Here is a 20904-nt window from a genome sequence, read left to right as displayed (position 1 = left end):
ACTTACTGATCTTTTTGATTGTTAATTATAGCTCTATTTTTTATGATTATCTTTTCTGTAATGATCGGTTCAGTCGAAACGCTATTAATTTTTATAAGGTATCTTTGTTGACTATTAAGAGCCAATATCGATAAAAGCATAAATAAAATATATAATAAGCTTCCAATCCAGCTATTGAGAAAGTCTATATTTATAAAATTAAATTTAAATCTAGATATAGAAATAAAACTATCTCTTTGTATTAATAAACCATTTAAACTTCCTACTTCTAAATTGAGTTTTCTCTCAATACTTTTAATCATTGCAATCAAGTAGATTGTTTCTGGTAAATTTTTTTTTGATCCATTCTCAATAGCTATTAGTACATTTCTTGAGATTTTTGTCTCTCTCGATAGTTGCTCTAATGAAATCCCAGCTTTCTTTCTTTGAGTTTTAAATAAGTTAATTGCATCATGAAAATTTTTATCAGAACAAGTATTGTCTGGCTCAGATAATAAACTAGATGAGTGTTTCTTAAAGAGGAAATTTAAAGCCATAAAATGCAAATATTTTTAATTAACAATTAAATCCATTCCTTATTTAAATTATTCACATTAGAAGAATTCATCTATTTCTTTAACTGTTCCAGCTTCAACTTGATTTAATAAATCTTTGATGGCCTTCCACATGCTTGTGCCAAAAAGTATTGAGATTAATGAAGAAAATATTAGAGATTTAATAATAGAAAAGTTTAGTATGGTTAAGGCACTTATAAAAATAATGGTAAGACCCGTGAAGAATGAAAACCAACTTGATATTGTTGTAGGGTTCTCTAGTGGTATGGGAGATATCTTTTTTGTTGTCCAATTATTGAGTTTTGATTTCATAATATCTGCAAAAATTAATCCAGACATAAGACATATAAATGCACCACAAGATAGCCAAAAAATAGGATCTTCAATTGGCTTTATTTGTTGATATTCAGATATGTATTCATCTATATTTTGTAGATATGCGTCATCTAAATTAACTGCAATAAATGTGATTAAAGTTTGAATATTGATGTTTATCATGTTTTAAATTTTTATTAAATTTTTGTTATTATATTTTATAAAAATCATCTATGCAACTTGTGTGTTGTTTTGTTTTGTTAGACCTGCAGCCATCCTTAAGGGATTGAATGTTTTTCGTACTAGCTTGATTAATTGTTTCATATCTTTTGTGTCTATTCTTTCATCTTTAATTATACTCATCAGTAAGTTTTTCCTTATTAGAGAGCCCCTTGAGCTTGTTAAGAGCTTAAGACCTGCTCCTGCTACTGGAATTAATTCTTTTGCCGGGGTTTTTGAATCTTGTACTATCACATCAAATAAATTTTCTATTCTTTCAACCCTTAGATGACCATTTTGATCAAATATAACATCTAATAATATATTTATCATTTCATTTGTATCTGAAGTAAGTAATCTTTTAGCTACATAAGGATAGGCTAAGTCTATAATTTTAAAATCAGGATCTAAGCGAAGAGCAAGTCCTTCTTGGCTAATTACTGCTCTGATAATTAAAGCAAATCTTGCTGGGACTCTAAAAGGATAATCAAACATTAATTCGGAGAATTTATTGGTGATTTCTTTGAAATTAAAAGATGCAACATCTTTACCAATTGCACTTCCAAGTACTTCTTTTAATACAGGTATTAGAGGTTTGAGATCTTGTTCTTTATTGAGAAAACCTAAACTTTGAAAGTCTTTTGCTACGGAATGAAAATCATTATTGATCAAATGAACAATTGCACCAGTAAGAGTTAATCTATCTTCCTCTGAAATTGAGTCCATCATTCCGAAATCAACGTAGGCTATATTTCCTAAATCACCATTATGTCCTTGAAGAGCAAACATGTTGCCTGGATGAGGGTCTGCATGAAAGTATCCGAACTCTAATAATTGTTGTATTCCACTGATAACACCAGTTCTAATAATTTTTGATGGATTTAAATTATTTACCAACAATTCATTTCTATCTTTTAACTTTGTTCCATCAACCCAGCTTGTAGTTAGTACTTTTACTGATGATAAATGTCTTTCTACTTTTGGTATGGTAACTGACTTATTATTATGAAAGAGGGTAGAAAATTTTTCAGCATTATTAGCTTCTTTTTTATAATCAACTTCATCAAATAAACTTCTCCCAAACTCATCTATTATTTCACCTAATCCAAACCCAAGATTTAATGGAAGTATCGGGGCACTAAGAACACCAAGAATTTTTATAATAACAATATCTCTTCTAATGTTAAATATCAGAAGAGGTCTCTGAACTTTTACTGCTACCCAATAATTCATAGTTAGTTTTGCTTTATAAACCTGTCCAAGACTTGCTGAGGCTATTGGTTTAGATGGAAATTCTTCAAAAAGTTCATTAGCTGGTCTCCCTAACTCATTTTCGATAATTTCAAGTGCCTTTTCATGAGAAAAAGAAGGTAAGTTATCTTGTAAGTTTGTTAATTCTTCAAGCCAATCCTTTCTTATTAGATCTGGCCTGGTTGAAAGTGCTTGACCTACTTTTATAAAACAGGGACCCAGACCAATAAGTGTCTTAAGTAGAAATTTAGCTAGATTCTTCTGAATCTTTTCATCATTGCTTGAACCTTGAAAAATAAGTCTTGCTAACAGTAGTGATATTGCACCAACTATCTGAACAAATCTAGGCACTAATATCCACGGCCTTGAAATTAACCAGATTAAATCTCTTTTGAAATCGTATTTCATGAATCCATCATAAGTTCTTTTAGCCTCACCTCTATGAAGTTCTTTTGGTTTGCTTACTGACTAATTTAACTACATTGATTTTAGGTATTCCTTTTATTCTATGGGGCTTTTTAACTTGCTTTCTGCTGATAGAAGCGAAAATCTTTTCTTGCCAGCCCATGGAAGAGGGAAAGCACTCCCCAAAAAGGTACGAAACCTATTGAAGCTAAGACCAGGTATTTGGGATTTACCAGAGCTCTTTGAGATTGGTGGTCCGTTGATTAGAGAAGGAGCAATAGCAGAAAGTCAAAAGTCTTCTGCCTTCGAAGTTGGTGTTGATAGATGTTGGTATGGAGTTAATGGTGCGACGGGTTTACTTCAAAGCTCATTGCTTGCTCTAGCTCGTCCTGGTCAAGCTATTCTCATGCCCAGGAACATTCATAAAAGTTGTATTCAAGCATGTTTGTTTGGAGGCTTGATACCAATACTTTTTGATATCCCTTTTTTAACTGATCGAGGTCATGCAGCTGTTTTTGATAGGAAATGGCTTCAGAGGGTTTTTCAAAAAGCCAAAGAACTTAAAGAAGATATAGCGGCTGTAGTTTTAGTTAACCCCACATATCAAGGTTATTCTGCAGATATTGAATCTCTGATTAAGGAGATTCATTCACATTCTCTGCCAGTATTGGTTGATGAGGCTCATGGCGCTTATTTAATAAGCCAAATCAGGTCAGATTTACCTAAGTCAGCCATCTTTCTTGGTGCAGATCTTGTTGTTCACTCTCTTCATAAATCTGCACCAGGATTAGTTCAATCCGCAGTTTTATGGTCGCAAGGCGACAAGGTTGACCCATTTAAAATCGAAAGAAGTATTGAATTGCTTCAAACTTCAAGCCCAAGCTCTTTGTTATTAGCTTCCTGTGAAAGCTCAATAAAGGAACTTATTGAAACTAAAGGGCTAAGGAAATTGAAATACCGTTTGGAAGAAGCTGAGTTATTGAAAGATTTTTTGATTAATAAGGAGGTGCCTCTCCTTAAAAACAGTGATCCACTAAAAATCATTCTTCACACATCAAAATTCGGATTGAGTGGTATTCAAGTTGATAAAAGGTTTATTAAAAAAAGAATAATTGGTGAATTGGCTGAGCCGGGAACACTTACTTTTTGTCTTGGACTTTCTTCTCACAAGAGATTAGGAAAAAGATTTGTAAGAATTTGGAATGAAATCCTTACATCTTTTGGCCAACAAAAATCTTATTTTTTTAAAAGACCACCTTTTAGTGTGGTTTCTAAGCCATACAAGCCTTGCTCTCATTCCTGGGGGTCGAATTTTGAGAAGGTGAATTTGCACGATGCTATAGGAAGAATTTCGGTTGAGATGGTTTGCCCTTATCCTCCTGGGATACCTTTATTAATTCCAGGTGAGATTTTGGACGAAGCTCGTGTCGATTGGTTGATAGAGCAAAAATGCTTTTGGCCAGAGCAAATCTCTGATTTTGTAAGAGTTATTTCTTGATTAATAATATCTACTTATCAGCTATAATGAAATTTACTATTATTAGCGCCTTTTAAGTATGTTTTATAAAAGAAAGCTATATTTTTTTATTTGAATTAATGTTTTTAGCTGTTTCGAAAAAGAGATTATTAAGTGGACTTTTAGTTGGTGCTTTTGGCTTTTTAATAGTTTCTCTTGGTGATTGGTGGTTTTCTATCGCAATAAGTTTGATTGTTCATTTGGCTCTTCTAGAGTTCTTTCGAATGGCAGAGTTTACTGGGATAAGACCAGCTACTAAGACAACATTATTAGCCTGTCAAATATTACTTTTCTTCACTCAATTATCTTCTCTTGGATATGTTTCTATTGAAATATCAGATGCTATTTTGCCATTGTCTGGTGCCGCAATTTGTGGTTGGTTATTGTTGCAACCTGTTACTGGCTCCATTGCGGATGTAGCAGCATCAATATTCGGATTATTTTATTTAGGTTTCTTGCCAAGTCATTGGATTAAGTTAAGAAATATTTTAGAAACTGATTTAACAAATAACGTCAACTTGATTCCCACTGATTGGTCATCATCTATTACATTTGGAATGCTGATAACTTTCTCTACATGTTTTATGATTGTTGGATTTGATATAGGCTCTTATTTCGTAGGCAAGAAGTTTGGTAATCATTCATTGTCTCCAATTTCTCCTTCTAAAACTGTTGAAGGTGTTTTTGGAGGATTAATATTTTCAATATTAATAGGAGCTTTTTGTGGATATCTACTTAAATGGGAATTTGGAATATTTATTGGAATATTTATTGGCATTTTAGTAGCATTGTTTTCTCTAGTAGGAGACTTAACTGAATCCATGTTGAAAAGGAATGCAGGGTTAAAAGATTCGGGTGATTTTTTACCTGGTCATGGAGGGATACTTGATAGAATAGATAGTTATTTATTTACTCCAGCAATTGTATTTTACATAGTAATTTTATTATCACCATTAATTATTTCCTGAAACATTTAAAAACTTATAGATGCATTTGCAAAAATATTAATTAAATTATTTTCTATATGTATTTTTTCAACATATATTTTATCTTCAAGAGGGATCTGAATGATTTTAGTATAAGTTTTATTTCCTAAATAGACCTTACCTTTTTCTGTTTTAATATTAATAGCTTCTTCTTTCTTTATATTGATATTTTTATTAGAAACTTTCATTGATAATTGACCATCCCTTATTATTATATCTTCATATTTCTCTTGGTTTAATATTTTTTTGCTAATCATATTGCCAATCCAATTCCAACTCTTGGATAATAAAATTGTTCTGAGTGAATTTTGAGTTAATGAAATTTTGAAATTTATTATGGGATTATTTTCAAAATATAATTCCTTATTGCTTAAATTTAATTTTATTTTCAGTTGATTAGCTACCAACTCGAATTCATCGAATAGAAGCTCTTTATAATTTATATCTTGTGCAATGATATTAATTTTATTTATTTCACCTTTAATAATTTGAAAAGAACTGGAGACAACGTCAATTTTAAGATTACTAATCTTTTTACACTCTTTTATAACTAATATTCTTATGCCGTTTTCTAATAATTTAACAAGAATTCCTTTCTCTTGAATAAGTTTTGCAGCCATTTTATATTTTAAACTTTTCCCAAGCCTCAGCGACTAGTTTTGGTTCTTCTAAATGTGGAAGATGTCCTGAATTTGTTGCTATTTCTATGTTGGAATTATAGCTCCTGTTTATTTCATTCTTTTCATTCTTAGGAATAATTCTGTCATATTTCCCTAATATGATTTTCAGAGGTTGAGTTGGTTTTGGGAGTCCGCAATCAGATACTCCTCCATCTGCCGCAAAATCTGCCAAGGATGATTGCCAACCAGGAACTTTTAAATGTAAGGAGGCTATTTGCTCTTCTGCAGGACCAACACTATTTGTCGGATCAGCGAAGGCCTGTCTACATAAGCCTCTTCGAACAAAAGGTTGACTAAGGAAAAAGGCCCCCAAATGATTAAAGGGCCAAGGGATTTTTGGGTTTTTGCCTGCTAAACCTGCTGGTGATAAAAGCAGTAATTTATTGACTTTCTTTGGGTTTCGTCTTGCGAGTTCTAGAGCTAACGCCCCACCCATTGAGGCACCTATTAGTCCTATGGGTTGATTCTTTGAAAAATAGTTCAAAACAGAATTAAGATGCTTCATCAAATATTTAAATCCATATTTATTACCACTAGATCTAGGACAAAAGCCAAATCCATATAGGTCTGGAATTATTAATTTATTATTTTTTGCTAGAAGAGGTGTGAGACGTCTAAATTCAAGAAAACAACTATCAAAACCATGTATGAGAAGAATTTGTTTTCCTTTGCCTGTTAATACTGTTGGAAATAAATCAGATTTATTTGGTGAAATACCTTCCAGTTTAATCCATTTAAGATATTCAAATAGTTTAGTTGCTTGGTTGTCAATGATTTGATCTTGTATCTCATTAATGTATGCCTTAGTAGCATTTATTGTATCTATATTTTTATTTACATTCTGATTCAAAGCTCTTAAGTATTATTTATTTTTATTTTGGAGTTTGTATGCACTGATTGAAAACTTTGAATTGATTCTAAAAGATCTTTCTCAGTTATTGGGAAAGGTAATTGATGTATATCAGAGTTAGTATTGCATGCAAATTTACAGGCTTTACGTAGTTCATCCGAGGTCGTATTTCTAAGACAAATAGACTCAATTGAAATAGGAAGATTTAGTTGGGAGAAGAAATCTATAAGTTGTGACTTGGCTTGTTTTGGTAATTGACTGTGTGAATTTTTCTCTTCTAGGTGTAGTTGAACTAGTAAACCAAATCCAACAAGTTCCCCATGAAGTGGCTTGTTGGTATATTCAAGCTGAGTGAAGCCATTGTGGATAGGATGCGCTGCTGCTGTTCTGCATTGAGCACCTCCAAGCCCTCCAATCATTCCAGCAGTCAGTGCACATCCTTCTGCAACAGTTTCCCAAGAATTGCTTAGTGGATCTAAGAAAGCCTGAAAACCGTTTAAAAACAATTGATCTCGTAAAACACGAGCCATCTGAACTGCTTGTTGCACAAAACCGTCCTTGCTTGTACTGCTGGTTAATGATGACTCATACCATTTTGCTACAGCATCTGCCATTCCACTAGCAAGTGTTCTTGGTGGCGCGGCTCTAACAATTTTGTGATCAAAGATCAGTAAGTTTGGACAGCTTCTTAAAGTCACATCTTTTACGAACTTGCCATCGGGGGTATATACATTGGATAAAGAAGTCCATCCAGCACATGTTGAAGCACTTAGTGGAACAGTTATGCAATTAAGTCGAAGTAAATCAGCAATCAATTTCCCCGCATCAAGTACTTTCCCTCCTCCTGCTGCAATAATTCCATCACAGTTGTTGTTTTTTGAAATTAGGTATGCATTTTGGACATCTAATTCACAACAATCATGATTTAATTCGAAAGAGATTGGTTGAATACCTTTTAAAAGAAGATCTTTTTTGAATGAAGCTCTTATTCTCTTTGTAGAACTACTTCTACCTATTATTAAAGGCCTTTTGCATAATTTGGCTATTAGATCCAACGATTTAATCCAAGCTCCATCTCCCCTAACAATCTTTGAAGGTGAAATGCTGTGATTATTTATAGACATTTAACTGTTCTATTGAAAGTTATACAGAGGCACTAGCTAATTCAGGCGTTGAACTATCTTTTCCAAGATGTTTAACAATTACTTTTTTACTTTCATCAATATCAACCTCTGCTTTATCTCCGTCTTTTATCCTTCCAGATAAAACTTCTTCAGCAAGACTATCTTCCAATAGCCTCATCACTGCTCTTCTTAAAGGTCGTGCCCCATAAGAAGGATTGTATCCTTCTTCGACTAATCTTTCTTTGAAATCATCTGACACTGTTAAAGATATTCCTTTCTCTTTTATTCTCAAGAATACTTCCTTTAACATAATTTCTGCTATGTCTTTAACTTCGTCTCTAGAAAGTTGTCTGAATACAATTATTTCATCCAATCTATTGAGAAATTCAGGACGGAAATATTGCTTTAGTTCTTCATTGACTAGAGATTTTATTCGATTGTATTGAGAATCTTCTACATTCTCTCCTGAGAATTCAAAGCCTAGTCCACCGCCGCCTTTCTCTATAACTTTAGATCCAATATTAGAAGTCATTATTATTAATGTATTTTTGAAATCAACAGTTCTTCCTTTTGAATCGGTTAATCTACCTTCTTCTAATAATTGAAGGAGCAGGTTAAATACATCAGGATGTGCTTTCTCTATTTCATCGAATAAAACAACTGTATAAGGTCTTCTTCTTACAGCTTCCGTTAATTGTCCACCTTCATTGAAACCTACGTATCCAGGAGGAGAACCTATTAATTTACTGACAGTATGTCTTTCCATAAATTCGGACATATCTAGACGTATCATTGCTTCTTCACTACCAAAGAAGTAGGCCGCTAACGCTTTGGTAAGTTCAGTTTTTCCTACTCCAGTTGGACCAGAAAAAATGAAACTAGCAATTGGTCTATTTGGATTTTTGAGGCCAACTCTTGCTCTCCTGATTGCTTTTGAAACAGCTTTAACTGCTTCGTCTTGACCAATCAGTCTTTGATGTAAAGTCTCTTCCATGTTGAGAAGTTTTACTGATTCACTCTCAGTTAATTTCTGGACAGGCACACCAGTCCATGAGGCGACGATATGAGCAATATCTTCTTCATTAACAATAGGTTGGGCAATTTTTAATTCATCAGACTGAGCAGTAACTTGTTCAGAATTCTCATTGTTTCTCTCCGAAATATTATTAGGTTCAGAATTTTCATTTGATGATGTTTTTTGTCTTATGTTCTGTAAAAGATTTCTAATTTTATCTCTAAGTTCAACTTCTTTTTCCCTAAGCTCTCCAGCTTGAGTGAAATCTTGATCTCTTACTGCTTCTTCTTTACTCTTTTGTATTTTCCTTAATTCTTTATCAACTTCTTTAGCCTCTGGAGGCAATTTGGAGTTAAGTAGTCTGACCCTACTTCCTGCTTCATCTATTAGGTCTATAGCTTTATCAGGTAAAAAACGATCTGAGATATACCTATCCCCAAGATTTGCAGCAGCATCAAGAGCTTCATCGGTGATTTTTAATCTATGATGTTGCTCATATCTTTCTCGTAATCCTTTAAGGATTTCGATTGTATCTTTGATTGAGGGTTCTCCAATCATTACAGGTTGGAACCTTCGCTCTAATGCGGCATCTCTTTCAATGTGTTTGCGATATTCATCTAGAGTTGTAGCTCCAATACATTGAAGTTCTCCTCTTGCTAAAGCAGGTTTTAATATATTTGCAGCGTCAATTGCTCCTTCAGCAGCACCTGCTCCTATTAAAGTGTGAACTTCATCAATAACGAGAATCACGTTTCCAGCAGACTTAATTTCTTCCATTATTTTTTTTAGTCTTTCTTCAAACTCACCTCTATATTTTGTTCCAGCTACTAGTAAACCAATATCAAGAGTTAATACTCTTTTTTCTTCGAGTATGTCAGGAATATTTCCTTGTTGGATTCTTTGAGCAAGTCCTTCAGCTATGGCTGTTTTACCAACTCCTGGCTCCCCTATTAAGACGGGATTGTTTTTTGTTCTTCTACCCAATATTTGAATTACACGATCAATCTCTGAATGCCTTCCAACTACTGGGTCTAGCTTTGATTCACTAGCTAACTGAGTAAGATTTGTTCCAAACTCGTCAAGTGTTGAGGTTTTAGCTGATCCTTTAGAAGAACCTGCTCCTGTTGTAACTTCTGCAGTTTCACCAAGCATTCTTACAACTTGTGTTCTGACTTTTGTTAGATCAACTCCTAAATTTTCAAGAACTCTTGCAGCAACTCCTTCGCCTTCTCTAATCAGCCCAAGCAATAGATGTTCGGTTCCAATGTAATTATGACCTAGCTGACGGGCTTCTTCCAATGAAAGTTCAAGTACTCTTTTGGCTCTTGGTGTGAAGGGTATTTCTACAGCAACGAATCCTGACCCTCTTCCTATTATTTTTTCAACTTCTACCCTGGAATCTTTTAAGTTGACCCCCATCGATTTAAGAACTTTAGCAGCTACTCCAGTTCCTTCACCTATTAGTCCTAGAAGGATTTGCTCAGTTCCAACGAAATTGTGCCCAAGGCGTCTTGCCTCCTCTTGAGCGAGCATGATCACTTTTATAGCCTTTTCTGTAAACCTCTCAAACATTTAGCTTTTGCCTTTAACTATTTAACCTAATTTATCAGGGTTAAGTGTGAAATGTGTACGGTTAGGTTTTTTTTTATAAAGGGTAAATATTAAATGTTCGTTGAAAAATAATTAAAAGTATTAATTGATGCAAAGGAGTGACTATTTATTTGTTTTTTGATTTCGGTAAACCGTACTTAATTGTTGAATTTATGATTTGTTAAGAGTTTCTTTGTAGAGAATAAGAGCATCACTTCCATCTTTATAAAAATTAGATCTATTTCCTACTGTTTTGAAGCCCATCGATTTATAAAAAGCAATCGCTGGCTCGTTATTGTTTTTAACTTCTAAATACATGTGATTTGTTTGAAGTGATTTTGATCGTTTGATTAATTCTGACAATAGAAATCTTCCTAGTCCTTTCCTTTGATGCCTTGGATGAACAGCTAAAAAAGTAATTTGTAATTCATCTATTACTAACCAAGCGGAACATAGGCCTAAAAGTTTTTTTGTTCCCAAATCTATAATTCCTAGGCAAATCCTTTTAGGGTCAGTGAGTTCTCTTAACCATTGAGATTTTGACCAAAGACCATTTAAAGATTTTTGATCTAAATCAAGGCATTCATTTAAATGCATTATGTCAAGTTGAATTATTGAGAGATTCATATCTAACTATTAATTATTTAATCCCTTGTTCTTTAAAAAGAATACTAATTGGTTGATTGATCTCTAGATTGGTTAAATATTAAATAAAAATTCTATGCACGGATCAAAGGCTTTTGAACCTAAAGTGGATATAGATAGTCCAAATCGAAACATAGCTCCTATTTCTTCAGAAATTAATGAGAATGAAAAATTAGTTGTTGGTGGTTGTCAGCTTAGTGAACTCGCAAAAAAATATGGCACACCTCTATATGTCTTTGATGAGTTGTCACTTAGGACTGCATGCAAAACTTATATTTCTTCTTTGAAAAAACATTATCCTGGAGAATCACTTCCTCTATATGCTTCAAAAGCAAATAGCTCACTAGCTATTTGTGCAGTTATTGCTTCTGAGGGGTTTGGACTTGATGCAGTATCAGAAGGTGAATTACTTACTGCTTTAAAGGGCGGTGTGAAAGGGCAAGATATTGTTTTTCATGGAAATAACAAATCTCATGATGAATTGAATCTTGCCTATAAAAATAATGTCACGATTGTTTTAGATAATTATCACGATATTGAGCTGCTAAAGAATATTGCCTCTGATAACAGCCCAGCAAAGTTAATGTTGAGGTTTACTCCTGGCATTGAATGTCATACACATGAATATATTAAGACTGGACATTTGGATAGTAAATTCGGTTTTGACCCCGATGAGCTTAAGTCAGTTCTAGAAGAATTAAAAACATATAACTGGGCAAATTTATCTGGTTTACATGCACACATAGGGTCTCAAATTTTTGAGGTTCAACCCCATATTGATCTTGCTGATGTTATGGCTGATGCTTTAAAGCTTGCGGAGGAAATTGGTCACTCAATAACTGATTTAAATCTAGGTGGCGGTCTAGGAATAAAATATGTACAAGAAGATAATCCTCCTTCAATTGAAGAATGGGTTGAAGTTATTTCTCATGCTGTTGTTAAAGCTTGTAGGGAAAGAAATTTAAATTTGCCAAGATTAATGTGCGAACCTGGCAGATCTCTTGTAGCTAATTCAGGACTCACTCTTTACAAAATTGGAGCTAAAAAAATTGTTCCTGGCGTTAGAACTTATTTATCTATTGATGGAGGGATGAGTGATAATCCGCGTCCAATAACATATCAGTCTCTATATAGTGCCTGTTTAGTAGATAAACCATTAAATAAAAATCTTGAAAAAGTTACTATCGCTGGTAAGCATTGTGAGTCTGGAGATATTTTATTGAAAGATTTTCTTCTTCCGTCTTGTGAAAGTGGAGAGTTTCTTGCTGTGTTTGGAACAGGTGCATACAATTATTCAATGAGTTCCAATTACAATAGAATACCAAGACCTGCAACAATTATGGTTGGGAAAGGTTCGGCCGAATTGACTCAAAGGAGAGAACTTCCTGAAGATCTATTGCAATTAGATGTATTACCTGATCGCTTTATTCCCAAGAGTTAGGTAAGTTGAAATAACGTTGGAGTGTAGGAGTGAATTTCTGGTGGTTTATAAACTTGCGTGTTCTCCTTGATGTCTTATTTGCTTCTTCTCTTGGAGTTCTTCTTTTTACAAGAGTAAAAGAACAAAGAACATTATGGCTTTTAAGAGGCTATCTCTTCCTGGTCTCATTAGCGTGGTTCGTTCAAAGATTTGCAAATTTACCAATTACATCAAAACTTGTAGATGCTTTGGTATTAGCTTGTTCATTATCTTTGGCAATTTTATGGCAAGGAGAATTAAGGAGATTAATGGAATTATTAGGCACTGGACGATTGGCTGTGATCCTTGGAAATACTCAAAAAGAATTTAGGGCAAGTTCTAATACTTTCGCTCAATTAACTGAAGCTGCAGGTCGCTTATCACAAAATAGAAAAGGAGCATTGATTGTTGTTGATATGGGTAGTGACTTACGTCCTGAAGATTTCCTTTTCCCTGGAGTTCCCATTGACGCGCAATTGTCATCTGAATTGTTATTGAATCTTTTTGCAACTGACACCCCTCTTCATGATGGAGCGGTTTTAGTAAAGGGAAATAGAATTATTTCAGCAGGTGTGATTTTGCCCCTTTCAAGGCAAGGAATTAGTAGGTACGGAACTAGACATTTGGCGGCTCTAGGCATAACTGAAAGATTTGATCGATGTATTTGTGTTGTAGTTTCAGAAGAATCGGGTACCTTATCTTTAGCTAGTCAAGGAAGACTAGAAAGACCTATTACTAGCAGTCGATTACTTGACCTTTTGAAGGAATTGTTGGATCCTTCAAACGTGTCTGGATCTAAGTCCACCAGCATTAATTCTTCTGTGAAAACAACTTCCTCTAATATTGAATCCAAAGTTGCTAAATCAAGAGTTAATCTTGGGCAAATTAATGACAGCAAGGAGTCTTTGAATTGACTTACCCTTCTGTAATAAGCACAGATAATTCTAGAAAGGTATCCCCATTACCTAAAGATTTAGATCGTCTTCGTATGCCCAATCATATTGCGGTTATTATGGATGGAAATGGGAGGTGGGCAAAAGCAAAGGGTTTGCCAAGAACGATTGGACATACAGCTGGGGTTGAGGCTCTAAAAACTACTTTGCACTTGTGTAGTAATTGGGGCATAGGAGCACTAACTGTTTATGCTTTCTCAACTGAAAATTGGTCTAGACCTAGTGAAGAGGTGAATTTCTTAATGACTCTTTTTGAAAGTGCTCTTAAGCGTGAATTGACTAATTTAAAAGCTGAGGAAGTAAAAATCAATTTTTTGGGTGATCTTGATCCACTTCCTATTGCTTTAAAGGACTTAATAAAAGAGTCGGTTGAATCAACCTCCAACAATAAAGGTATTCATTTTAATGTGTGCACTAATTATGGGGGACGACGAGAATTAGTACGGGCTGCCCAAAAGTTGGCAGAACGTTCTGTTAAAGGTGAATTAGATCCTTCTTTAATAGATGAAAATGTATTTGCCTCTGAATTATTTACAGCTAGTGAGGTGGATCCAGACTTACTTATTAGAACTAGTGGTGAAAAAAGAATAAGTAATTTTCTTCTATGGCAATTAGCTTATGCTGAAATTCATGTTACAGATGTATTATGGCCAGATTTTAACTCCGATACTCTTACAAAGGCACTACTTGACTATCAATCTAGAAGAAGGAGATTTGGAGGTGTATAACTAATATAATTTAATATCTTTAGTTCTATGATTTTTTGTAGATTATCAGCTAAAACTATATAGCAATTAAATTTTAATATTCAAATCCTTTTATGACTCTAATCAATCCTAATATTCAGGCATCTAATAAATTCACTTTCAAAGATGAATCATACTTAGATTTTAATTCCATAAAAGGTGGAGATATTAGACATGATTGGTCGTTAAAGGAAGTAAAACAAATACTTGATCTGCCATTAATGGATTTATTGTGGAGAGCTCAAATAGTTCATAGGTCTTACAACCCAGGTTACAAAGTTCAACTTGCTTCTCTACTAAGTGTGAAGACAGGTGGGTGCTCAGAAGACTGCTCATATTGCCCCCAATCTGTGCACAACGAAACTAGTGTTGAACCTATCCCTGCTCTTCAAGTTAAGTCAGTCCTTAATAGAGCAAGGGCGGCTAAAGATGCGGGCGCAGACAGATTTTGTATGGGTTGGGCTTGGCGTGAGATCAAAGACGGAAAAGCGTTCGATTCAATGCTTGAAATGATTAGAGGTGTTAGAGAGCTTGGTCTTGAAGCATGCGTTACCGCTGGGATGATTACTGATTCACAAGCCTCGAGATTGGCAGAAGCAGGTTTAACAGCTTATAACCACAATTTAGATACAAGTCCTGAGCATTATTCGAACATTATTTCAACAAGAACATATCAAGATCGACTCGAAACATTAAAAAGAGTACGTATGGCTGGAATTACAGTTTGTTGTGGTGGGATTATTGGGATGGGCGAATCTGTCTCTGATAGAGCCTCTTTACTCAAAGTTTTAGCAACTTTAGACCCACATCCAGAGAGTGTCCCTATTAACGCTTTGGTTTCTGTAGAGGGAACACCAATGGAAGACATGTCTTCCATTGATCCTTTGGAGATGGTTCGTATGGTTGCAACAGCAAGGATTATCATGCCTAAGAGTCGAATAAGACTTAGCGCAGGAAGACAACAATTAGGTAGAGAAGCTCAGATACTATGTCTACAATCTGGAGCTGATTCTATTTTTTATGGAGATACGCTTTTGACAACTAGTAACCCTGAGGTTGAGGCTGACCGAAAGCTTTTGGCTGATGCTGGAATTAATGCGAATTTCTCTCTAGAAAAGTAGGTATGAAAACAGAGGAGAGTCTCAAGAAAGTTGAATACCAAGTCGCAGCGTTCTACAAATTTTTGTCGTTACTTGATGAAGATATTGTTTTAATTAAAGAAGAATTGTCGGAATTAGCAAAGAATAAAGAAATAAAAGGAACAACCTTAATAGCTTCTGAAGGAATTAATGGTACAGTTTGTGCTAGTGAAAATGCTATTAAGCAATTTATTGAAAGATTAAAACAATTATTAAAGATATCTGATATTGACGTTAAATATAGTTGGACTGAGAAACAGGCCTTTAGACGCTTCAAGGCTCGTAAGAAAAAAGAAATCGTCACGATTGGGCTAAAACAAATTAATCCGACTAAATCTGTGGGTAAATATATAAAAGCTGGTGAATGGAATGAGTTTTTAGAAGATCCAAATAGTGTCGTTATTGATACCCGCAATGAGTATGAAATTAAAATTGGAAACTTTGCAGGAGCTTTAAATCCTCACACAAGCTCATTTCGTGAATTTCCCGCATGGGTACAAAAGCATTTAAAACCTTTAATCGAAGAGAATCCCTCTTTAAAAATAGGAATGTATTGTACAGGTGGAATAAGATGCGAAAAAGCCACTTCGTATTTAATAGAAGAAGGCTTTTCAGATGTTCATCATCTTGAGGGTGGGATTCTTAAATATCTTGAAAATGTTTCTCCAGAAAAGAGTTTATGGGATGGTGAGTGCTTTGTTTTTGATCAACGTGTCTCTTTAGATCATGAACTATCACCGGGTTCACACACTATGTGTCATGCTTGTGGATTACCTATCTCCCCTGAGGATTTGAAAAAACCAACGTATATTAAAGGCTTACAATGCGAGGCTTGTGTCAATAAATATACAGATAGCGATAGAGCTAGATTTGCTGAAAGACAACGTCAAATTGATGAGATAATGAAACGTCTACCAGAGAATTCTATCTGGCCATCTTCATGACTATACCCAATTTAACTCTACTAGAAAAAGAAGCATATGATAGGGGCTTGTTGCTTCGAATACAAGTTAGGAGACCTCTCAATATTTGGTCGTTTAGGCTGGTCGTGGGCGAAATAATTAATAAGGATAAAATTCAACTATTGGGTGAAATGAAAGGCTGGGCATATCAAAATCCTAAAGGACTTCAGCTTGATACAATGAAGGTTGGCAAAAATGCCAACTCTAAAATAGGTGATTTGATTTGGACTGCAACTATGTCTTGGGCTTTAGAAGAAACTCCATGTAGAAGTGCGAGATTACTGGCTATTTATGATGAAAATAATCAACATAAGGTTTTACAACGTTACTTTCGTAGGCGTGGATTTAATAATGTACGTAAAGTTGGATCTTCTCCCTTGGACTTACCTTTAAGACTTGTATGGGGAGGTGCAGGTGCCTTTATGGTAGGTAATTGTGAGACAGTACTTGAAAGAAGTTATCGGAGTTGGTTGGATTAATTAAAAAATTATTATGAGACTAATGTAAGGTTTCATTTGCATGGTAACTGCTTCTTACTAATGGACCACTGTTTACTTTCTTGAAACCTAATCCCTTTGCGATGTCTGCAAAATCACTAAATTTTCTTGGTGCCCAATAATGAGAAACTGGAATATGGGCAAGTGAAGGTCGTAAATATTGACCGATGGTCAGATATTGACAGTCTACTTCTCTAAGGTCTTTTAGAGTTTGAATGATTTCATGAAATTTTTCTCCAAGACCAAGCATTATTCCTGATTTTGTGGGGATCTGGGGAGCAATTTCCCTGGCAGATTTGAGAAGATTGAGTGAGTGTTCGTAAGTAGCTCCTCGTCTGACTTCTCTTTGAAGTCTTTTAACAGTCTCAAGATTATGGTTAAAGCAAATAGGATCAGCAGAGAGAACTAGCTTAAGTCGCTCTCTTTGCTTCTTGTTATTATCCTTGTTGTCTCCACCCCAGAAATCTGGTGTTAGTACCTCTATCGCAACACTAGGATTCAATGATCTAATTGCATCCATTGTTGTCGTGAATAGACTTGCACCGTGATCAGGTAAATCATCTCTTGCGACTGCGGTTAGTACCACATATTTGAGATTCAAAACTTGAACAGCATTCGCAACTTTTTCTGCCTCAAAGATATTTATTTTTTCGGGTGACTTCCCCTTCTCTACCTGGCAAAATGCACAGCTCCTTGTACAGATTGAGCCACCTAATAAAAAAGTAGCTGTACCGGCGGCGTAACATTCGCCTCTGTTCGGACACCTTCCTTCCTCGCAAATTGTATGTAATCTGTTTTCCTTTACAAGTTTTTGAACTTTTTCTAATTGAGATGCATTGCCAATGGATGGTTTGATCCAATTAGGTAAACGTTCTTCTGGGAAGAAGCTACTGTATTTAGTGGTTTTTCGTATGGTTGTAGTCATTTTTGTTTGATGATTAATCTAAATCTCTACGTCCTTCTAAAGCACGCGAAAGTGTTACTTCATCGGCATATTCCAACTCACTTCCAACAGGAAGTCCATAAGCAATACGAGTAACTTTTGTGAAAGGTTTTAATAATCTTCCAACATAAAGACTAGTAGTATCTCCCTCAATACTTGGTGTTAAGGCAAGGATGACTTCTTTGATATCTTCTTTATCCACTCTTCTTATAAGACTTGATATTTCAAGCATTTCTGGCCCAATACCATCCATCGGAGAAATTAGACCACCAATTACATGATAAAGACCTTTGTATTCGCGAGTTCGCTCTAATGCAAGTAAATCTCTGGACTCGGCGACGACGCAAATGAGATCTTGAGTTCTTTGTTTATTTAGACAGATTTCGCATTTTTCTCCTGAAGTTAAATGATAACACTTCTTACATTGACCAACTTGACTCTTCGCATTAACTAGAGCTTCAGAAAATAGTCTTATTTTTTCTTCTGGTTGACGCAATAGATGCAAAGCTAATCTTTGAGCAGTTCTAGGGCCTATTCCAGGCAATTGCTCAAATTGATCAATTAATTTTGATAATGGTTTTGTGAATCCGTTCAGAGTTCAGAAGCAATTAACTTAAATTTAGACAGAGTTTTATCTGGGTTGCACTAATTTAAAGAAGATTACCGTCAGTTAAGTTAGAAATGTATCAAAATAGTGATGCTTGAGTCTCTTAAAATGATCAAATTTCTACGAACATCTTTTAAATCTCTTTTGGCTATGGCTCTAGTCTTGACCCTCGGAGCATGCTCTACGGGGGGAGCGGCAGGGTTGGAACCTTTTAAAAGTCAAGATGGACGTTATGGTTTCCTTTTCCCAACAGGGTGGACGAGAGTTGCTGTGGATAATGGTCCAGAGGTTGTTTATCATGACTTGATAAACTCCGATGAAACTCTTAGTCTTGTTATTTCTAAATTGGAGAATGAAGTAGATTTAGATGATTTGGGTGGAGCGGATGCGGTAGGGGAAAGACTCTTTGGTGAAAAAAATAGTAATAATCCTATTCAATTAATAGATGCCACAGAGAGAGAAGTGGATGAACGCAAATTCTATGATCTTGAATACTCTGTTGATTTAGAAGAAAATAGTAGGCACGAAATAGCTACTGTCGTTATAGATAGAGGTTATTTATATACGCTTGCTGCTAGCACCAAAGAACAACGCTGGTCAAAGATGCAAGATACTTTTAAAAGAGTAGTCAGTTCTTTTACTTTTTTCATCTAATTTAAGTATTATTTTCACCGGCTTGAATTTTCCAAAGGTAGTAATAGAAACCTTTATTTTTTAGAAGGCAAATATGTGTTCCTTTCTCGATGATTTTACCTTTATCTAAAACTATAATTTCGTCAGCATCTATTACTGTGCTTAAACGATGTGCAATAACAATTGTAGTACAACTATTTGTTATCTTCTTTAAAGATCTTTGAATCGCGGCTTCAGTTTCATTATCCACAGATGCTGTTGCTTCATCTAGTACTAATATTGGGGAGTTTTTTAAGATTGCCCTTGCGATAGCAATTCTTTGTCTTTGTCCGCCAGATAACCTTTGTCCTCTCTCTCCAACTATTGTTTTTAGGCCTTGTGGTAGTTGATTGATAAATTCAGTTGCTTCGGCAATGTCTGCCGCATTTTTAATTTTAGAATTATCAACATTATGTGATCCATAAGAAATATTTTCTTCAATTGTGCCTTGGAATAAATATGTTTCCTGGCTTACTAATGAAATGCATCGTCTTAGACTTTTTAAATCCAATGATTCAATTGAGTTTCCATCAATTTCTATTGAACCTTTACTGATTTTATAAAGCCTTAATAGCAGTTTTACAAGTGTACTTTTACCAGAACCAGTAGCTCCTACAATACCTATTTTTTTTCCAGGACTAATATCTAAATTAAAGTTGTTTATAATTTGAGATCGGCCTTGATAGGTAAAATCTACTTTTATAAATTTTATTGAACCCTGAACATTCTTAGGATCTAATTTGATTTTTCCAGGTTTAATTTTAATTGGAGTATCTATTAAATCTAAAACTCTATTTGTTGAGGCCATTGATCTTTGATAATCATCCAAAATATGCCCTAATGTTGTCAAAGGCCACAATAATCTTTGAGTAATAAATACTAAAAAACTATATGTTCCCACTGGCATTAATCCTTTCCAAGTTTGGAAGCCTCCAGCAATTAATATTGCAAGGAAAGCAAATAATATTGCGAATCTAATTAACGGTATAAATGCTGCCGATAATTTAATTGCTTTTCTATTACTTTCTTGATATAAATTACTATCCAACCTTAATCTTTCTAGTTCCCAATCCTCAGTAGCGAAACTTTTAATAGTAAGCATTCCACTTAGGTTGTTATTCAGTCTTGAGGCAAGGTCTCCAGCTCTATCTCTGACTTCACGATAACGAGGAGCAAGGTTTTTCTGAAAATTAATCGAACCCCAAAGAATAAATGGAATAGGGATGAATGCTAGAAATGCAATTCCTGGCGCTAATAAAATCATTGCACCACCAACAATAAAAACAGTAATTATTAATTGAATAATTTTATTAGCGCCTTCATCTAAGAATCTTTCTAGTTGGTTGATATCGTCATTCAGCACAGTCATAAGTCTTCCTGTATTGTCTGATTCAAAAAATGTCATTTCTAATTTTTGTAAATGATCATATGCTTTTATTCTTAAAAAGTGCTGTGTCTTTTGAGCTAAATTTCTCCACATTAATCCATATAAATATTCAAAGAATGATTCAGCTGTCCAAATCAAAAATGAAATTATTGCAAGTGCAATTAACTGAGCTGGGACAGTATTAAACCCAATAGAGCCAAGCCAAGAACTTTCTTTCCTTACTACTACATCAACAGATATACCAATTAATACAGGCGGTGCAAGATCAAAAAATTTATTTAATATAGAGCAAGCAACAGCTGAATAAATTAGAAGCTTTTGACTTTTAAGATTACTTAAAAGTCTAGTTAAGGGGTTTTTTCTTTTTGAATTTGAAGTATACATTTTAT

20 protein-coding genes are annotated in these 20904 nt (G+C 34.6%); 9 read left to right on the top strand and 11 right to left on the bottom strand.

The features are described 5' to 3' along the window. Positions 1–2 precede the first annotated feature (2 nt). The 3 genes from O5640_RS04130 to O5640_RS04120 are packed head-to-tail and all read right to left on the bottom strand — an operon-like array spanning position 3 to position 2747. Positions 3–536, bottom strand: coding sequence for a helix-turn-helix domain-containing protein (locus tag O5640_RS04130; RefSeq protein WP_269613385.1), 534 nt, complete (start codon positions 534–536; stop codon positions 3–5). Between the two features lie 57 nt (positions 537–593). Further along, positions 594–1052, bottom strand: a complete 459-nt coding sequence (locus tag O5640_RS04125; protein ID WP_269613384.1) for a hypothetical protein — start codon at positions 1050–1052, stop codon at positions 594–596. Between the two features lie 48 nt (positions 1053–1100). Beyond that, complete coding sequence (locus tag O5640_RS04120) at positions 1101–2747, bottom strand: ABC1 kinase family protein (protein WP_269613382.1); 1647 nt, start codon at positions 2745–2747, stop codon at positions 1101–1103. Between the two features lie 100 nt (positions 2748–2847). On the opposite strand from O5640_RS04120, the gene O5640_RS04115 reads away from it, so the two are divergent. Together O5640_RS04115 and O5640_RS04110 are read left to right on the top strand one after the other, a co-directional pair. After that, positions 2848–4242: a lysine decarboxylase gene (locus tag O5640_RS04115; protein WP_269613381.1), complete on the top strand. Its 1395-nt coding sequence runs from the start codon at positions 2848–2850 to the stop codon at positions 4240–4242. A gap of 98 nt (positions 4243–4340) precedes the next feature. Beyond that, entirely contained in the window at positions 4341–5228 is an 888-nt protein-coding gene (locus O5640_RS04110; RefSeq protein WP_269613380.1) for a phosphatidate cytidylyltransferase, read from the top strand. A 5-nt stretch (positions 5229–5233) separates the two neighbouring features. On the opposite strand, the gene O5640_RS04105 is transcribed toward O5640_RS04110, so the two are convergent. From O5640_RS04105 to rimI, 5 genes are all read right to left on the bottom strand, one after another. After that, positions 5234–5866 (bottom strand): hypothetical protein, encoded by a 633-nt coding sequence (locus O5640_RS04105; protein WP_269613379.1) that lies wholly within the window; start codon positions 5864–5866, stop codon positions 5234–5236. 1 nt (position 5867) lies between these two features. After that, positions 5868–6776, bottom strand: coding sequence for an alpha/beta fold hydrolase (locus O5640_RS04100; RefSeq protein WP_269613378.1), 909 nt, complete (start codon positions 6774–6776; stop codon positions 5868–5870). A 5-nt stretch (positions 6777–6781) separates the two neighbouring features. Continuing rightward, positions 6782–7900, bottom strand: a complete 1119-nt coding sequence (locus tag O5640_RS04095) for an iron-containing alcohol dehydrogenase family protein (RefSeq protein ID WP_269613377.1) — start codon at positions 7898–7900, stop codon at positions 6782–6784. Between the two features lie 19 nt (positions 7901–7919). Beyond that, the gene (locus tag O5640_RS04090) at positions 7920–10487 is read right to left on the bottom strand and encodes an ATP-dependent Clp protease ATP-binding subunit (RefSeq protein ID WP_269613376.1); all 2568 of its coding nucleotides are present in this window, start codon (positions 10485–10487) and stop codon (positions 7920–7922) included. A 189-nt stretch (positions 10488–10676) separates the two neighbouring features. Beyond that, complete coding sequence (gene rimI, locus O5640_RS04085; protein ID WP_269613375.1) at positions 10677–11132, bottom strand: ribosomal protein S18-alanine N-acetyltransferase; 456 nt, start codon at positions 11130–11132, stop codon at positions 10677–10679. A gap of 94 nt (positions 11133–11226) precedes the next feature. On the opposite strand from rimI, the gene lysA reads away from it, so the two are divergent. The 6 genes from lysA (at position 11227) to O5640_RS04055 (ending at position 16888) form a co-directional block, all read left to right on the top strand. Then, positions 11227–12591: a diaminopimelate decarboxylase gene (gene lysA, locus O5640_RS04080; RefSeq protein WP_269613373.1), complete on the top strand. Its 1365-nt coding sequence runs from the start codon at positions 11227–11229 to the stop codon at positions 12589–12591. A 29-nt stretch (positions 12592–12620) separates the two neighbouring features. After that, positions 12621–13523 (top strand): diadenylate cyclase CdaA, encoded by a 903-nt coding sequence (cdaA, locus tag O5640_RS04075; RefSeq protein ID WP_269613372.1) that lies wholly within the window; start codon positions 12621–12623, stop codon positions 13521–13523. Continuing rightward, positions 13520–14290 carry an isoprenyl transferase gene (locus O5640_RS04070; RefSeq protein ID WP_420063695.1) on the top strand — a complete coding sequence of 257 codons (771 nt, stop codon included), beginning with the start codon at positions 13520–13522 and terminating at the stop codon, positions 14288–14290. The genes cdaA and O5640_RS04070 overlap by 4 nt, the downstream gene beginning before the upstream one ends. 92 nt (positions 14291–14382) lie before the next feature. Further along, positions 14383–15429, top strand: a complete 1047-nt coding sequence (gene bioB, locus O5640_RS04065; RefSeq protein WP_269613370.1) for a biotin synthase BioB — start codon at positions 14383–14385, stop codon at positions 15427–15429. 2 nt (positions 15430–15431) lie between these two features. After that, on the top strand, positions 15432–16391 hold the full coding sequence (locus O5640_RS04060) for a rhodanese-related sulfurtransferase (RefSeq protein WP_269613369.1): 960 nt from the start codon (positions 15432–15434) through the stop codon (positions 16389–16391). Beyond that, positions 16388–16888 carry a hypothetical protein gene (locus O5640_RS04055; protein WP_269613368.1) on the top strand — a complete coding sequence of 167 codons (501 nt, stop codon included), beginning with the start codon at positions 16388–16390 and terminating at the stop codon, positions 16886–16888. Before O5640_RS04060 ends, O5640_RS04055 begins: the two co-directional genes overlap by 4 nt. Positions 16889–16907: 19 nt before the next feature. On the opposite strand, the gene lipA is transcribed toward O5640_RS04055, so the two are convergent. Continuing rightward, a complete protein-coding gene (gene lipA / locus O5640_RS04050) occupies positions 16908–17831 on the bottom strand; it encodes a lipoyl synthase (RefSeq protein ID WP_269613367.1) in 924 nt (307 codons plus the stop codon). Positions 17832–17844: 13 nt separating this feature from the next. Continuing rightward, a complete protein-coding gene (recR, locus tag O5640_RS04045) occupies positions 17845–18444 on the bottom strand; it encodes a recombination mediator RecR (protein WP_269613790.1) in 600 nt (199 codons plus the stop codon). A gap of 120 nt (positions 18445–18564) precedes the next feature. Between recR and psbP the strand changes: the two genes are divergently transcribed. Further along, positions 18565–19110, top strand: a complete 546-nt coding sequence (psbP, locus tag O5640_RS04040; protein WP_269613366.1) for a photosystem II reaction center PsbP — start codon at positions 18565–18567, stop codon at positions 19108–19110. A gap of 1 nt (position 19111) precedes the next feature. On the opposite strand, the gene O5640_RS04035 is transcribed toward psbP, so the two are convergent. Continuing rightward, positions 19112–20899 carry an ABC transporter ATP-binding protein gene (locus tag O5640_RS04035; RefSeq protein WP_269613365.1) on the bottom strand — a complete coding sequence of 596 codons (1788 nt, stop codon included), beginning with the start codon at positions 20897–20899 and terminating at the stop codon, positions 19112–19114. Positions 20900–20904 lie beyond the last annotated feature (5 nt).

The organism is Prochlorococcus marinus str. MIT 0912, from assembly GCF_027359595.1.
In the GTDB taxonomy this organism is placed as follows: Bacteria; Cyanobacteriota; Cyanobacteriia; order PCC-6307; family Cyanobiaceae; genus Prochlorococcus_B; species Prochlorococcus_B marinus_C.
This window is presented reverse-complemented; position numbering and strand designations above follow the sequence as displayed.

Bases quoted from the DNA above. Each gene is read 5' to 3' on its own strand.
- O5640_RS04130 (WP_269613385.1), bottom strand. From the start codon at position 536: ATGGCTTTAAATTTCCTCTTTAAGAAACACTCATCTAGTTTATTATCT.
- O5640_RS04125 (WP_269613384.1), bottom strand. From the start codon at position 1,052: ATGATAAACATCAATATTCAAACTTTAATCACATTTATTGCAGTTAAT.
- O5640_RS04120 (WP_269613382.1), bottom strand. From the start codon at position 2,747: ATGAAATACGATTTCAAAAGAGATTTAATCTGGTTAATTTCAAGGCCG.
- O5640_RS04115 (WP_269613381.1), top strand. From the start codon at position 2,848: ATGGGGCTTTTTAACTTGCTTTCTGCTGATAGAAGCGAAAATCTTTTC.
- O5640_RS04110 (WP_269613380.1), top strand. From the start codon at position 4,341: ATGTTTTTAGCTGTTTCGAAAAAGAGATTATTAAGTGGACTTTTAGTT.
- O5640_RS04105 (WP_269613379.1), bottom strand. From the start codon at position 5,866: ATGGCTGCAAAACTTATTCAAGAGAAAGGAATTCTTGTTAAATTATTA.
- O5640_RS04095 (WP_269613377.1), bottom strand. From the start codon at position 7,900: ATGTCTATAAATAATCACAGCATTTCACCTTCAAAGATTGTTAGGGGA.
- O5640_RS04090 (WP_269613376.1), bottom strand. From the start codon at position 10,487: ATGTTTGAGAGGTTTACAGAAAAGGCTATAAAAGTGATCATGCTCGCT.
- rimI (WP_269613375.1), bottom strand. From the start codon at position 11,132: ATGAATCTCTCAATAATTCAACTTGACATAATGCATTTAAATGAATGC.
- lysA (WP_269613373.1), top strand. From the start codon at position 11,227: ATGCACGGATCAAAGGCTTTTGAACCTAAAGTGGATATAGATAGTCCA.
- bioB (WP_269613370.1), top strand. From the start codon at position 14,383: ATGACTCTAATCAATCCTAATATTCAGGCATCTAATAAATTCACTTTC.
- O5640_RS04060 (WP_269613369.1), top strand. From the start codon at position 15,432: ATGAAAACAGAGGAGAGTCTCAAGAAAGTTGAATACCAAGTCGCAGCG.
- O5640_RS04055 (WP_269613368.1), top strand. From the start codon at position 16,388: ATGACTATACCCAATTTAACTCTACTAGAAAAAGAAGCATATGATAGG.
- lipA (WP_269613367.1), bottom strand. From the start codon at position 17,831: ATGACTACAACCATACGAAAAACCACTAAATACAGTAGCTTCTTCCCA.
- psbP (WP_269613366.1), top strand. From the start codon at position 18,565: ATGATCAAATTTCTACGAACATCTTTTAAATCTCTTTTGGCTATGGCT.
- O5640_RS04035 (WP_269613365.1), bottom strand. From the start codon at position 20,899: ATGTATACTTCAAATTCAAAAAGAAAAAACCCCTTAACTAGACTTTTA.